Source organism: Advenella alkanexedens (genome assembly GCF_019132845.1).
Classification (GTDB): Bacteria; Pseudomonadota; Gammaproteobacteria; order Burkholderiales; family Burkholderiaceae_B; genus Advenella; species Advenella alkanexedens.
The window spans coordinates 65,156-79,298 of the sequence record NZ_JAHSPR010000007.1 but is presented as its reverse complement, the minus strand read 5'-3'; the positions used below and the strand labels follow the sequence as shown (position 1 = coordinate 79,298).

At 51.1% G+C, this 14,143-nt stretch carries 13 protein-coding genes; 8 read left to right on the top strand and 5 right to left on the bottom strand.

The genetic code is table 11. The annotated features are described in order from the left end of the window. Positions 1 to 114 precede the first annotated feature (114 nt). Together KU392_RS10165 and purN are read right to left on the bottom strand one after the other, a co-directional pair. Positions 115 to 1,569 (bottom strand): RsmB/NOP family class I SAM-dependent RNA methyltransferase, encoded by a 1,455-nt coding sequence (locus tag KU392_RS10165; protein WP_217735213.1) that lies wholly within the window; start codon positions 1,567 to 1,569, stop codon positions 115 to 117. A 5-nt stretch (positions 1,570 to 1,574) separates the two neighbouring features. Next, the gene (purN, locus tag KU392_RS10160) at positions 1,575 to 2,237 is read right to left on the bottom strand and encodes a phosphoribosylglycinamide formyltransferase (RefSeq protein ID WP_169294935.1); all 663 of its coding nucleotides are present in this window, start codon (positions 2,235 to 2,237) and stop codon (positions 1,575 to 1,577) included. A gap of 47 nt (positions 2,238 to 2,284) precedes the next feature. Between purN and KU392_RS10155 the strand changes: the two genes are divergently transcribed. Genes KU392_RS10155 through KU392_RS10120 form a run of 8 tightly spaced genes read left to right on the top strand, consistent with a single transcriptional unit; the run spans position 2,285 to position 10,420 of the window. Next, complete coding sequence (locus KU392_RS10155) at positions 2,285 to 3,250, top strand: bifunctional riboflavin kinase/FAD synthetase (RefSeq protein WP_169294936.1); 966 nt, start codon at positions 2,285 to 2,287, stop codon at positions 3,248 to 3,250. Then, complete coding sequence (gene ileS, locus KU392_RS10150; RefSeq protein WP_217735257.1) at positions 3,240 to 6,101, top strand: isoleucine--tRNA ligase; 2,862 nt, start codon at positions 3,240 to 3,242, stop codon at positions 6,099 to 6,101. The genes KU392_RS10155 and ileS overlap by 11 nt, the downstream gene beginning before the upstream one ends. After that, positions 6,094 to 6,606 (top strand): signal peptidase II, encoded by a 513-nt coding sequence (gene lspA / locus KU392_RS10145; protein WP_217735256.1) that lies wholly within the window; start codon positions 6,094 to 6,096, stop codon positions 6,604 to 6,606. The genes ileS and lspA overlap by 8 nt, the downstream gene beginning before the upstream one ends. Further along, the gene (coaBC, locus tag KU392_RS10140) at positions 6,603 to 7,799 is read left to right on the top strand and encodes a bifunctional phosphopantothenoylcysteine decarboxylase/phosphopantothenate--cysteine ligase CoaBC (RefSeq protein ID WP_169294938.1); all 1,197 of its coding nucleotides are present in this window, start codon (positions 6,603 to 6,605) and stop codon (positions 7,797 to 7,799) included. The genes lspA and coaBC overlap by 4 nt, the downstream gene beginning before the upstream one ends. A gap of 33 nt (positions 7,800 to 7,832) precedes the next feature. Continuing rightward, positions 7,833 to 8,504 carry a DedA family protein gene (locus KU392_RS10135; RefSeq protein WP_169294939.1) on the top strand — a complete coding sequence of 224 codons (672 nt, stop codon included), beginning with the start codon at positions 7,833 to 7,835 and terminating at the stop codon, positions 8,502 to 8,504. A gap of 18 nt (positions 8,505 to 8,522) precedes the next feature. Then, a complete protein-coding gene (locus KU392_RS10130; RefSeq protein WP_217735212.1) occupies positions 8,523 to 8,945 on the top strand; it encodes a hypothetical protein in 423 nt (140 codons plus the stop codon). Then, positions 8,942 to 9,388 (top strand): dUTP diphosphatase, encoded by a 447-nt coding sequence (gene dut, locus KU392_RS10125; RefSeq protein ID WP_169294940.1) that lies wholly within the window; start codon positions 8,942 to 8,944, stop codon positions 9,386 to 9,388. Before KU392_RS10130 ends, dut begins: the two co-directional genes overlap by 4 nt. 21 nt (positions 9,389 to 9,409) lie before the next feature. Then, entirely contained in the window at positions 9,410 to 10,420 is a 1,011-nt protein-coding gene (locus KU392_RS10120; RefSeq protein ID WP_246587428.1) for a Bug family tripartite tricarboxylate transporter substrate binding protein, read from the top strand. Between the two features lie 67 nt (positions 10,421 to 10,487). Here the strand turns inward: KU392_RS10120 and KU392_RS10115 are convergent, their stop codons facing one another. From KU392_RS10115 to KU392_RS10105, 3 genes are read right to left on the bottom strand one after another with little or no spacing between them, the layout of a single operon-like run. Then, a complete protein-coding gene (locus tag KU392_RS10115; RefSeq protein WP_169294941.1) occupies positions 10,488 to 11,645 on the bottom strand; it encodes an ABC transporter substrate-binding protein in 1,158 nt (385 codons plus the stop codon). A gap of 59 nt (positions 11,646 to 11,704) precedes the next feature. Next, a complete protein-coding gene (locus KU392_RS10110) occupies positions 11,705 to 12,385 on the bottom strand; it encodes a PqiC family protein (RefSeq protein ID WP_217735211.1) in 681 nt (226 codons plus the stop codon). 6 nt (positions 12,386 to 12,391) lie between these two features. Continuing rightward, on the bottom strand, positions 12,392 to 14,131 hold the full coding sequence (locus tag KU392_RS10105) for a PqiB family protein (RefSeq protein ID WP_169294943.1): 1,740 nt from the start codon (positions 14,129 to 14,131) through the stop codon (positions 12,392 to 12,394). Between the last annotated feature and the right edge of the window lie 12 nt (positions 14,132 to 14,143).

The following is a 14,143-nucleotide window of genomic DNA, read 5'->3' as shown; positions in this document are numbered from 1 at the left end:
AATCATTATGGCATGTTTACCTGCGCAACGCAAAATGAATGGCCGGTTTTTCCTGCTTAAAATAAAAAACCAGCCATTTAATTCTACCTGCCAATACTACGCTTTTTCCGGGCTTTACTCACTAACAACCACGGATGAGTCTGCTTCGGCAGCCTCTTGTACCGCTGAGTCTGGCGCTTGGGCATCAGGGGTAATTTCAGCTGCCTCTTTTTTTACGGCCATTTCCTCTTTTTTACGACGCTCAAGCACTGCCGCAAAAAAGCCATCGGTACCGTGAACATCCGGACGCAGGCGAAGATACTCATTTTCCATAACCAGATCAGGACAACGATCACCCAACACCTGATTCACATGCAACAATGTAAAATCCGGATGATTTTGCAGGAAGCGCTCAATCTGTTGCTCATTTTCTTCAGGAAGAACGCTGCAGGTTGAATAAACCAAACGCCCCCCGGGTGCAACACAGCGCGAGGCACTGGCCAGAATGCTGGCCTGCAGGGCTGTCAATTCAGCCACATCCTTGGGTGTCTGGCGCCATTTAAGATCGGGATTGCGACGCAAGGTGCCCATGCCTGTACAAGGCGCATCCACCAGCACGCGGTGTGCCTTACCGGCCAAACGTTTCACACGCGCATCATTTTCATTGGCAATCACAACCGGCGTCACATTGGACAGACCACTGCGGGCAATGCGCGGCTTGGCTTTTGCCAAACGGGCCGCAGACACATCAAAAGCGTAAAGACGGCCGGTTGAACGCATAAGCGCTCCCAGCAACAGGGTTTTCCCACCAGCACCGGCGCAAAAATCAATGACCATATCGCCACGACGCGGACTCACCAGCATGCCAAGTATCTGACTGCCCTCATCCTGCACTTCCAGGGAACCGTTTTCAAACAAAGGCCAGCGGTTAATGGCCGGCTTGCCATTAAGACGGATTCCCCAAGGTGAATAGGGCGTGGGCTGTGGGTTGAACGACTCTGCCGGCGAGTCTTTGAAAGCGGCCAGAACAGTGTCTCGGTCGGTTTTGAAAGTGTTGACGCGCAAATCAAGAGGAGCCTTTTCATTCATCGCTGACATTAAGGACTCTGCATTATCAAGCATGCTGAAGTGCTCATACAGCCAATCGGGCAGGCTACCCCGCACGGCGGGTGACAAGGCATTCAGATCAATGGTTTGCAAATGCTCAAGCCAGGCATTTTCCTCATCGGTCAGCACAGCGCGGATGGCATCATGCCCCAGGGTTGAAGAAAGGCCCAGAATCGCCAGGCGCTGCAATGATGAACCAACGCCACTTTCGGCAAATTGCCGGTAACGGCGCAAGTTACGCAAAATATCAAAAACAGCCTCGGCCACTTCGGCACGATCACGACTGCCCAATGACTTGTTCATCCGGAACCAGGCAGACAATACCGCATCAGCCGGAAATTTCCATTTTTGCACTTCGGCAAAAACGGTTTTAACCTGCTCTATGCGTACGGCATAAACCGGGGCTTTGACAACAGGCTTTTCAGGGCCTTTTCTTCTGCCGGCAGAACCCTGCCGGCTGCGTGAGGTGGCACTTGATCTCATTTTAATTATCCTTTTTCTGAAAACATGAACAGTGAAGGCACTTCACGTTTATAAACAACCTTGCCATTATCGCCCAGTTTTACAATATCTTCTGCCAAATAGCCCACAACGGCTGGAAACATTATGTGTTCCATACCCAGTACCCGTTGCGCCAGCGCATCGGCGGTATCGGTTTTAAGCACGGGCACGGCCGCCTGTGCAATGATGGGACCATGATCCAGCACCGGTGTGACAAAATGAATGGTGCAGCCATGCAGCATCACACCTGCATCCAGCGCCTGCTGGTGCGTATCCAATCCGGGAAAGGCTGGCAACAGGGAAGGATGAATATTAATAAGCCGACCATGGTAATGATGCACGAATTTTTCGGTCAGAATGCGCATGAAACCGGCCAGCAATACATAGTCGGGACGATGGGCATCAATAACTTCCTGCAGGGCTTGATCGAATGCATCGCGCGAATCATAATCCTTGTTCAGGATTTCGTGTACATTAATACCCTGCTCTTTAGCCCATTCAAGACCCTTGCTATTCCTTGAGTGGGAAATAACAGCCGCAACATGGATGTCTGGCCGGTTTTTGGCCATATTAACAATAGCCTGCATATTCGAGCCCCGGCCCGAAATCAGCAGAACAAAACGTTTGGGTGATTGATTTACAACAGTCACAGCATAACTTCCTTCTTAATGAAGCGTAAAATTGTAAACTGTTATTCGTGAAAAATACTATTAATCTTTATCGTAATGCTTTCCCCGCTTCCCAACAACGGGCAAGCGCATTAACTATCGGCAACTTCGATGGGGTCCATTTAGGACACCAGCGTCTGCTCGCGCGCGTTGTCCAGGTGGCAAAAGAAAAAAATCTGGCCCCATCGGTCATGACATTTTTACCACACCCCAGGGAATATTTTGCCTTCCTTGAACAGCGCCCCGAACTGGCACCCACCCGGATTTCATCACTGCGTGACAAAATGGCCGCCCTGGCCAATGCCGGTATAGAGCAGGTTTTCCTGAACCGATTCAATCAGCAATTTGCCACCCTTGGTGCAGAGCAATTCATTGAGGATATCCTGGTACGTCGACTGAAAACCAAATGGTTGTATGTCGGTGTCGATTTTCGTTTTGGCAAGAAACGCGTCGGTGATATTGCACTTTTGCGCGATGCCGCCTCACACTTTGGTTTTGAAGTGGAAACACTTGAAGACGTCCTGGACAAGAACAACCAGCGCTATTCAAGTACCGAACTGCGCAATGCACTTGCCTTTGGCGATCTTGATCGCGCCAACAGTTATCTGGGACGGCCCTACGAAATCAGTGGCCATGTGATTCACGGAAAAAAATTGGGCCGCACGATTGGTTACCCAACCCTGAACCTGCGTGCCATGCCACGTTGCGCCTTGCGTTCGGGCATTTACGTTGTTGCTGTCAAAGGTCTGGACGGGCAAACCCTTCCGGGCATTGCCAGCCTGGGCGTACGACCCACCGTTGAATCCGATGGCAAAGTATTGCTCGAAGTACATATTCTGGATAAAACCGTAGCCGCATACGGTAAACTTATTACTGTCGCATTCCTGCACTACGTGCGGGATGAAGAAAAATTTCCCAATTTACCCACAATGATCGATGCCATCCGCAACGATGAGCGCATCGCTCGTAACTATTTTGCTGTCCATGGACTATAAAAACACTTTAAATTTGCCCGAAACTCCTTTCCCTATGCGTGGCAACCTGCCCAAACGCGAACCTGAATGGGTTAAACAATGGGAAGAAAATAAAGTTTACGAAGCTATTCGCAAAGCCAGCAAAGGCCGGCCAACGTTTATTTTGCATGATGGCCCGCCGTATGCAAACGGTGACATTCACATTGGCCACGCGGTTAATAAAATCCTCAAGGACATCATTCTCAAAAGCCGCAACATGGCCGGTTTCGATGCCCCCTACGTCCCGGGCTGGGACTGCCATGGCATGCCCATCGAGATCCAGATCGAGAAAAAATTCGGCAAACACCTGCCCGTGGCCGAAGTGCAAGCCAAGGCCCGTGCCTATGCGTACGAGCAAATAGATCGCCAGCGTAAAGACTTCAAACGCCTGGGCGTGCTGGGCGAGTGGGACAACCCTTACCTCACCATGAATTTTGCCAACGAGGCCAATGAAATCCGTGCCCTGGCTGACATTCTGGACAAAGGTTATATTTTCCGCGGACTCAAACCGGTCAACTGGTGTTTTGACTGCGGTTCGGCCCTGGCCGAGGCCGAGGTTGAATACCAGGATCGCAAAGACCCGGCCATTGATGTCGCTTTCCCATTTGCTGAAAAAGACAAACTGGCCAAAGCCTTCAATCTTGACCATATCGACGATGGCGCCGTGGTCATCTGGACCACCACGCCCTGGACCATTCCGTCCAACATGGCGCTTAACATCCACCCCGAGCTTGAATACTCGCTGGTGCGTGTCACCCCTTCCCTGCCTACCGGCCCTTTGTTGCTGCTGGCCACGGAACGGGTGCAAGCCTGCCTTGCCGCCTGGAATCTGGAAGGCACCATTGAGGCCCGCTGTACTGGTGCAGCCCTTGACCACATCGCTTTCCACCACCCGCTTTACCGGACCGATGCCGGTTATGACCGTTTGTCCCCCATGTATCTGGGTGACTACGTCACGGTAGATGCCGGTACCGGTATTGTTCACTCGGCTCCCGCTTACGGTATTGAAGACTTCATTTCCTGCAAGGCCAATGGCATTAAAGACGACGCCATCATCAGCCCTGTCATGGCCGATGGCAAATATGCCAGCAGTCTGCCCCTGTTTGGCGGTCTCTCCATTTGGGATGCCAACCCCAAAATTGTGGAAACCATGAAAGAGGCTGGCACACTTATTAAAGTCGAGTCCCTGAAACACAGTTACATGCACTGCTGGCGCCACAAAACCCCGATTATTTACCGCGCCACCAGCCAATGGTTTGCCGGCATGGACCGCCAGCCCAAAGACGGCTCGGCCACGCTGCGTGAAAAAGCCTTGGCTGGCGTCGAGGCCACCAGTTTTTATCCTGCCTGGGGTCGCGCCCGCCTGCATGCCATGATTGCCAACCGTCCCGACTGGACCTTGTCACGTCAACGCCAGTGGGGCGTTCCCATGGCATTCTTCGTTCACAAGGAAACCGGTGAGCTCCACCCACGCAGCGTTGAGTTGCTGGAACTGGTTGCCCAACGGGTTGAAAAAGAAGGCATCGAGGCCTGGCAGTCGTTGGACCCCAAAGAATTGCTGGGTGAAGAGGCCGATCAATACGAGAAAAACCGTGACACCCTGGATGTCTGGTTTGATTCGGGCACCACACACTTTACAGTAATGGGTGGCAAAGACCATGTTTGCAATGGCTCCCACGCCGACACCCTGCGCTGGCCCGCCGACCTGTACCTGGAAGGCTCCGACCAGCACCGTGGCTGGTTCCACTCTTCCCTGCTCACCTCTTCCATGATGTTTGGCCAGCCCCCCTACAAGGGCTTGCTGACCCATGGCTTTGTGGTTGACGGCCAGGGCCGGAAAATGAGCAAATCAGTCGGTAACGTGATTGCTCCGCAAAAAGTCTCCGACTCTTTGGGTGCTGAAATCATCCGCTTGTGGACAGCTGCCACCGACTACTCCGGTGAACTGTCCATTTCCGACCAGATCCTGAAGCGTGTAGTTGAAAGTTACCGCCGTATTCGCAATACCCTGTGCTTCCTGCTGGGTAACCTGAATGATTTTGATGCTGCCAAAGACCAGGTCAACCTTGAACAAATGTTTGAAGTGGACCGCTATGCACTGGCGTTTACCAAAGCCATGCAAGACGAAGTGCTGGCGAATTATGAAGAGCTGAACTTCCACCCCGCCGTGGCAAGGTTGCAGATTTTCTGCTCGGAAGACCTGGGTGCATTTTACCTGGATACCCTGAAAGACCGTTTGTATACCAGCGGCAAAGACAGCCTGGCTCGTCGCTCTGCCCAAACCGCCCTGCTGCACATTACGTTCAGCCTGCTTAAATTGCTGGCTCCCATCCTGTCATTTACGGCAGAAGAAGCCTGGGCTGTCCTGCGTGAATCCACCCTGAAAAATACCGAACTAGCCGACCGTATAACCATTTTCACCGAGGTCTACCATGATGTGCCTGTTCCTCAGGATAGCGAAGCATTAATTGCCAAATGGACACGCCTGCTTGAAATCAGGGCAGAACTGAACAAGCAGCTTGAAGACCTGCGCAGTGCCGGCCAGATTGGCTCCGCCCTGCAGGCTGAAGTGGACATTTACGCAAGTGAACAGGACCTGGCCTGGCTGCAAAGCCTGAACGATGACCTGCGCTTCATTTTCATTGTGTCGCGCGCAACCGTACATGCCTCAAACGGAGAGCTCCGTTTCGAAATCGCACCCTCCGGACATGAAAAATGTGAGCGTTGCTGGCATTATCGCGAAGACGTCAACAGCCACCCGGAACATCCCGGCATTTGCTCCCGTTGCGTAGACAACCTGTACGGAGACGGCGAGGCGCGTGAATATGCCTGACCAGCATAACGGCAAACGACCCGTAGCCTATGGCATATGGGTTGCCTGCACGCTTTTCCTGATTGCCCTGGACCAGGCCAGCAAACTGTATTTTGAACACAATTTTGACTATCTGGAAAGGCTGAATATCCTACCTTTCTTTGATTTCATTCTGGTTTACAATCAGGGAGCTGCCTTTAGCCTGCTGGCCGATGGGAGCGGCTGGCAACGCTGGTTTTTCCTGGTTCTTGGCCTGGGGGCCACCGGGTTTATCCTGCATTTGTTAAAAAAACACAAAACGCAAACGTTTTTTTGTTTTTCCCTTACCCTTATTATGGCCGGCGCGCTCGGTAACGTCATCGATCGCCTGGTTTATGGCCATGTCGTTGATTTTCTTCTATTTTATTGGGGGAATGCTTATTTCCCGGCCTTCAATGTCGCAGACATTTGTATTACCATAGGGGCTGTCTTTCTCATTCTTGATGAGATCCTTCGTATACGTCGTACCAAACAAGAGCAAGCATGAATCCTGACCTTTCCGGCAAACGCATCGTTTTGGGTATTACCGGTGGCATTGCCTGCTATAAAGCGGCAGAGCTTACCCGCCGACTCATGGATCACGGTGCCACGATTACCGTGGTCATGACCGATGCCGCCACCCAGTTCGTCACGCCCACCACCTTCCAGGCCCTGTCCGGCAACCCGGTTTATACCGAAACACTGGATGCCCGCATGGCCAACAGCATGGCACACATCAATTTAAGCCGCCAGGCCGATGCCATCATTATCGTACCAGCCAGTGCCGATTTCATCGCGAAACTCAGCCATGGCCTGGCCGATGACCTGCTTTCCACCCTGTGCCTGGCCAAAGGCAACTGCCCGCTTATCGTGGTTCCTGCCATGAACCGGGAAATGTGGGCACACCCGGCTACCCAACGCAACATACTGCAATTACTGCACGACAACACTGCTGTCTGGGGGCCTGGCAGTGGTTCGCAGGCCTGCGGCGAAACCGGTAGCGGACGCATGCTCGAACCTCATGAAATCGTGAATGAAACCATTGCATTTTTCCAGGAAAAGCTTCTGCATGGCAAACACGTGCTCATTACCGCAGGCCCCACGGCCGAACCCATCGATCCGGTTCGCATGATCACCAACCGTTCATCCGGCAAGATGGGTTATGCCATTGCCCGCGCTGCCCGCGAAGCCGGCGCCCGGGTTACCCTGGTTTCCGGCCCCACTGCGCTTGACGCCCCTTATGATGTACAACGCATATCCGTCATGACTGCCAGACAAATGTACGATCAGGTCATGCAACACGCCCATGAGGCTGATATTTTCATTTCGGTCGCTGCGGTTGCCGACTGGCATGTCAGCAATTTCCAGCAAAACAAAATCAAAAAAACCGAAAACACGGGTATGGACCTTCAATTTTCCCCCAATCCGGACATTCTTGCCTCGGTGGCTGCGCTTGAAAATGGCCCCTGGTGTGTCGGTTTTGCGGCTGAAACCGAAAACCTGCTGGAATATGCCGAAAGCAAACGCCAACGTAAAAATATTCCCTTGCTGGTCGGCAATCTGGCCCAAGACGTGATGGACGCCGACTCCACCACCATGGTTTTGTTTGAAGAAAACGGTCACCAACAACTGCCTACCCTACCCAAACTGGCCGCCTCACGCCAATTGATTAAACATATTGCCTTGAAACTGTCGGCATAAAAGCCCTTTTTCAGGATTAACCGGTATATTTTCATGGATCAGCTGCTTCAACAGATCATTACATTCATCCAGGATAACCAGCTCTGGGCAGGCCCCATTATTGCCTTGCTTACCTTTGGCGAATCCATGCTTATTATTGGTCTTGCCATCCCCGCAACGGCTATTTTGCTGGCAGCCGGTACCTTAATCGGCTCAGGGGTTTTATCTCCCTGGCCCATTATTATTTGGGGAATAGCAGGTGCCATATTGGGTGACGCCCTTTCGTACTGGATCGGGCGCTGGTTTGGCATGGATATCACCCGTAAATGGCCCCTGAACCAGCACCGGAAAATGGTTGCGCGAACAAGGCTGTTCTTTTATAAATATGGTGTCCTGTCGGTTTTTCTGGGTCGTTTTATGGGCCCCATCCGCTCCACAATTCCTGCCGTTGCCGGCATCATGAACATGTCCCACCTGCGGTTTCAAATCGCCAATGTGACCTCTGCCATCATCTGGATGCCCGTCATGATTATGCCTGGCTATCTGGGTGCCAAAGGTGCCGAAGCCATTTCAGATTCTCATGGAGCAGGGGGTGGAAGCACATTGCTGATTGGTACCATTCTGTCAGTGGTCGCTGGCGTATGGCTGATATACTCACTCATGAAAAAAACACCAGAGAAAAACAAAACCAGCAAGGAAAGGATCAAGGCCGGCAACCGTCACTAACACGATAAGGGATGTATCATGTTGAAGAGTCACGAAAGCCCTAAAAATGGGGATTATGTTTCATATATCGATGAACTTCTAAAACAGTCATCCTTATCTTCCCCCGCGCAAAATCCGGACAATGATTTTACCCAGGACTTGCCTGAGAGTTTCTCCAGCCATGAAGATTTCTCGTCCGCCGTACCCGCAAAGTCCACCTCGTATTCTTTGCCACAGCCCCCAAAAACCAATACAAACAAGCCCACGACTTACACAGCCTCCACGTTCAACAAAAACGTCAGAAGATTTTTCTTCCTGATTTTTCTACTGGTGTTTCTCGGCTCCATTATTGCCGAGTCAGACGGGCAAGGGGCAATTGTCTTGATTATCATTGTTGTCATTGCCATAATCCGGTTCATGGCAACAATTTTCAATTCCACGAAATCAAATAGGAAAAAATGAAAATAGACCTGAAAATCCTTGATGAACGCATGCGCTCACACTTGCCAACCTACGCAACAGGTGGATCTGCCGGCCTTGATCTGCGGGCCTGTCTTGATGAAGCCGTCACACTGAAACCAGGCCAGACCACTTTGATTCCCACCGGTTTATCCATATTCATCAAAAACCCGAACTATGCCGCCATAATCCTGCCACGCTCGGGGCTGGGCCATAAGCACGGTATCGTACTGGGTAATCTGGTTGGCCTGATCGATTCCGACTATCAGGGGCAGCTCATGGTATCAACCTGGAATCGTGGCCAGACCGATTTTGTCATTTCCCCCATGGAACGCATTGCCCAATTGGTGGTGGTTCCCGTACAGCAAGTAGAATTCAATCTTGTCGATGAATTTGAAGACAGTGATCGCGGCGCCGACGGTTTTGGCAGTACCGGTCGCCATTAATTTTTTTACAAGGACATGATAATGACACTGACACGCAGAATGATTTTAAAAAGTGCCGGCGCCCTGCTGGCCTCTGGTATCCTGGGTTCCAATATGGCAATGGCGCAGGATACCGCTACAGCCTGGCCTGAAAAACCCATCAATTTTGTAGTTCCTTATGCAGCCGGTGGCCCGCTTGACACCATTGCCCGCCTCTTGGGTGAAAAAGTGCAGCAAGAACTCAAACAAACCGTGATTGTCGAGAACAAAGCCGGTGCCGGTGGCAATATTGGTGCCGCCTCAGTGGCCAAGGCCCAGCCCGATGGCTACACGCTGGTAATGGGTGCGGTTGCCATCCAGGCCATTAACCCCTGGTTATATAAAAACATTACGTTTGATCCCATCAAGGATTTCGCACCGGTTATTATGGTTTCATCGGTACCCAATGTTTTAATCGTCAATAAAGATTTCGCCGAAACCAACAATATCAACAGCCTGCAAGATTTGATTGATTATGCCAAAAACAATGTTGGCAAGCTTAACTATGCGTCTGGCGGCAGTGGCAGTGCCGGCCACCTGGCTGGTGAGCTCATGAAAGCCCGTACCGGCATCGATGCCGTCCACGTACCTTATGGCGGTGCCAATCCGGCAAAACTGTCTTTGTTGTCCAACCAGACCCAGTTCATGTTTGACAATCTGGCCTCCTCACTGCCCCTGATCAATGACGGTCAGGTTAAAGCATTGGCCGTTACCACCAAAGAGGCCACCCCTTTTCTGCCCGACACGCCCACCATGGAAGCGGCTGGCATTAAAGACTTTGATATTGGTACCTGGTTTGGCGTATTTGCCACCGGTGGCACTCCCGAATCAATTATTAACAAACTAAACCAGGCCTACAGCAATGCCATGAACGATCCGGCCGTGCAAAAGCAGCTTAAAACCATGGGCTCCGACACCAAACCCGGCACTGCGCAGGAATTTGCCGAGTTCGTCAATGCCGAGCACAAAAAGTACAAGGAAATTGTAGAAATTTCAGGGGCTACCATTAACTAATCGGCCAAAATCTGGCTCACTGACAAGCAGCCAAAGCTGTTTTAATCATTGAGCCATACAGCCCGTTTTATTGCTCACCGGCATACACAAATTTGCCATCTTTGATCGTGCCCATAACAGCAGCACGGGCATCAAAACCCTGATGATCAGCCGGCGTAATATTTAGCACGCCATTGGGAACAATCAGGTCTTTGGTGTTTTCAATTTCATCACGCAGGGCATTCCTGAATTCGACCGTTCCCGGCTTGATACCCTTTTTAATCACCCGTGACACGGCTTTGTCAGCCACAATCCAGGCACCCCAGGCATCACCGGCAAACTGGGTAGCCGTATTCGGGCCATATTTGTCTTCATAGCGTTCGGTAAAGTCCATGGCGACCGCTTTAACCGGATTACTGTCTGGCAAGCCACGGGCCACCACACCGGGACCGGTTGGAAAAAGCGTTCCCTCTACAGATTTACCACCCACCTGCAAAAACTCAAGCGTGCCGATACCATGGGTTTGGTAAATCGGATTCTTGTAACCACGGTCCTTCAGGGTTTTTTCAGGCAATACGGCCGGTGTGCCGGCACCCGCTACCAAAATGGCATCGGGTTTGGCTGAAATCAATTTCAGTGCCTGACCGACAACTGATGAGTCGGTACGCTGAAAAGACTCACGGGCAACCACTTCAAGCCTGCCATCCAGGCGCGAGGTGAACTCTTTCCACCAGTTTTCTCCATAGGAGTCGGCAAATCCGATAAAACCAATGGTTTTATGTCCTTTTTTGACCATTTCATCAATCAGGACATCAGCCATCAATCCGTCATTCTGGGGCATTTTAAAAACCCAGCGACGACCTGGATCATCAGCCGGCTCGACAATAGAACTGGAGGCGGCCAATGCAATCAAAGGGGTTTGGGTTTCTTTCAGGACATCCAGTAAAGCCAAAGTAGCCGCCGTTGTATTGGGGCCGATAATAATATCCACTTTATCTTCCGAAGTCAGCTTTCGTACGTTTCTGACTGCCTTGCTTACATCGGTACCATCATCAAGAATAATATATTTGGCCTTTTCTCCACCCAGTGTCTCTGGCCATAAACTCATGGCATTTTGAGACTGTATGCCAATGGCGGCAGCAGGGCCGGTAGCCGATACGTTCACACCCACCACGACATCAGCCTGACTGACCGATGTAAAGGCAAATGCAGCCATGATTCCAGAGAACAGAATTTTCTTTTTCATTGCAAATATTATCCTAAGTTTTACAAATTGCTTGAGTGCGGGGCTTTCACACCCCTGCTTTACGATTCACGACAGGCACGAGTTTGTACCGAAGCCTGCATCGCATTATCAGCCGCCACGACACCGGGATTGATTTTCCGGGCCATTTCATTGGCCAGCAAACGAATGGCCTGCTGTTGCCCATCCACGACGGAAGCTGCATCTTTTTGCGTAACCGGAACACTGATCCGTGTTTGGCAAATCCATGAGGCACGGGTGCCAGATGGTGGCTTAAGCGTCCATACTACATCAAGAAGTGCACTATGGCCGGGCATCAGCTCAAATTGCTGCACATTGCTCTGAACCGTCCAGACCGGCAACGACCCTGGCACAACCGGCAGGTTCTGCACATTAATGGCCCCCAGCTGACCAGCCAGGTAAAATGACAGGGACTGGCCAATTTCATCTGCGACAGATCCGGCCCAACGATCCGCATTCAGCGCATACATAAGCTGTGGCTCGGCCGGATCACGCACCATCAGCTGTGGCCTGTCAACGGACTCGGGAATCTGCGGCAAAGCAATTTGCAGCCCTATAGGCGCATCGCCCGTAACAGTGGAAGACTGCAGCTGGGGTTGCAGTGAATAATACCTGACAGGCGGGGCTGAGGCGCATCCCACTGCTAAGCCAATCATGTTGGCAAGGCACAAGGCATAAGCCACTCTTTTCAAAATGCCAGATTGTTGGTGTATCAGTTTCATGATGCGCTATTCCATAAACGGTACTTTATCTTTCTGCCTGCCCCTGATGACCGAAGAAGGCTCTGCCTGTAAAAAGTCACTGATGGCACGGAATGAACGCATGGTACGGGTCAGCTCTCTGAGCATGGTACGTACCTCGGACATTAAAGCACCATCCGGCCGTATAGTGTCATCCAGGCTGTTGACCAGTTTATCAGTCCCGTTCAGTGAACGGGTTGCCTGACGCAGGGCTTTATTCATTTCAGGCATGGTTTTGCTATCCAGGTTGGATACCAGTTTTGCCACCCCTTGCAAGGCGCTGTCCAGTGATTGGCCGATTGAATCCAGAGGTAGATCCTTAAGTTTACGGATAATCTGATTCAGGTTGTCCTGAATTTCGTCAAAACTGCCCCCCACTGTGGGAATGATGAATGGGTCTTGCGACAAATCCGGTGCAGGCAAAGGCGGTTCATCAGGAAAGTAATCAAGCCCGACATACAGTTGCCCGGTAAAAAGATTGGCAAAACGCAATTGCCCCCTTAATCCACTGGCAAAAAAGGCTTTTATTTCATTAATGCCAATTTCTTTTGCTTTACTGTCAGGCTTTTTATTACTGTTTAGCACAACACTTAAGCGGTTTTCATAAACAATGGCATCCACCACCGCAAAGCTTTCATGGTTTTTCGCATCATACTCAAGGCTAATGGCACGCACCTCACCCAAATTAATCCCTTTAAAATCAAGGGGAGCACCGGCCTGCAAACCACGTACCGAATTGCTGAACTTCATGCGAACCGGATAAACCTGGCCATGCGGCTCAGCCATGGCCCGCTCCTCGGTCGTTTCCAGGATAAAAACAGAATTCGCCTCAGCCAGCCTGATATTCTGCCCCTGCCTGGGGGGGGGATCGGCAAAAGCCACACCCCCTGTCAATAATGAAACCAGGGATTGCGTCCTGAAATTCAAACCATTGGCTCCCAGTGACAGATCCAGGCCACTGGCATTCCAGAAGCGGCTGTTTTCCGTCACGAACTGGTCATAAGGAGAATCAATAAAAACAATGATATCCACAGCTTTGCCATCTTTGGCAAGCTGGTAATTGATGACCTGTCCCACGGGAATGCGTCGATAATATACGGGAGAGCCCAGATCCAGCGATCCCAGATTGCTCGCATTCAACACAAATTTTTTACCCGGACGATTGCTTGAAATCTCGGGAGGATGTTCCAGACCAACAAATTCATCGGTGTAAACAGATATCTTCCCATCATTATCGGGCACATCAACCCCAATATACGAGCCCGACACCAGTGTCCCCAAACCGGATACTCCGCTAATGGTAAGGCGGGGCCTGACCACCCAGAACATGGTTCCTTCCCGCATCAGGAACTCACTTTCCTTGGAAAGACTGACATTAACCTCTACTTCGTTCCTATCCGGTGTCAGGCTGATTTTATTGACATGCCCGATCACCACATCCCTGTAGCGAACCTGTGTTTTTCCAACCTCCAGCCCTTCAGCCGTTTTGAAGATGATGCTGGCTTCCGGCCCCTGATCCATATAGTCCCTGACCAACAGGGACAAGCCAACGATGGCTGCAATAAAGGGAACCAGCCAGATCCATGAAATGTTTTTCCCTTTTTTTTGACTGACTACCGGCTCTTTGACGACAGGCGGTCTGATCCCGTTTTCCGCCGAGGATCTATTATTCACCAGAGACTCATTTGTCTGTGATGAGGGCGATTGTTTGTCTTCAGACTCGGACATTTTTGGTTTTCC

Coding starts and splice junctions, on each gene's coding strand:
- KU392_RS10165 (WP_217735213.1), bottom strand. CDS start 1,569: ATGAGATCAAGTGCCACCTCACGCAGCCGGCAGGGTTCTGCCGGCAGA.
- ileS (WP_217735257.1), top strand. CDS start 3,240: ATGGACTATAAAAACACTTTAAATTTGCCCGAAACTCCTTTCCCTATG.
- lspA (WP_217735256.1), top strand. CDS start 6,094: ATGCCTGACCAGCATAACGGCAAACGACCCGTAGCCTATGGCATATGG.
- coaBC (WP_169294938.1), top strand. CDS start 6,603: ATGAATCCTGACCTTTCCGGCAAACGCATCGTTTTGGGTATTACCGGT.
- KU392_RS10135 (WP_169294939.1), top strand. CDS start 7,833: ATGGATCAGCTGCTTCAACAGATCATTACATTCATCCAGGATAACCAG.
- KU392_RS10130 (WP_217735212.1), top strand. CDS start 8,523: ATGTTGAAGAGTCACGAAAGCCCTAAAAATGGGGATTATGTTTCATAT.
- dut (WP_169294940.1), top strand. CDS start 8,942: ATGAAAATAGACCTGAAAATCCTTGATGAACGCATGCGCTCACACTTG.
- KU392_RS10120 (WP_246587428.1), top strand. CDS start 9,410: ATGACACTGACACGCAGAATGATTTTAAAAAGTGCCGGCGCCCTGCTG.
- KU392_RS10115 (WP_169294941.1), bottom strand. CDS start 11,645: ATGAAAAAGAAAATTCTGTTCTCTGGAATCATGGCTGCATTTGCCTTT.
- KU392_RS10110 (WP_217735211.1), bottom strand. CDS start 12,385: ATGAAACTGATACACCAACAATCTGGCATTTTGAAAAGAGTGGCTTAT.
- KU392_RS10105 (WP_169294943.1), bottom strand. CDS start 14,131: ATGTCCGAGTCTGAAGACAAACAATCGCCCTCATCACAGACAAATGAG.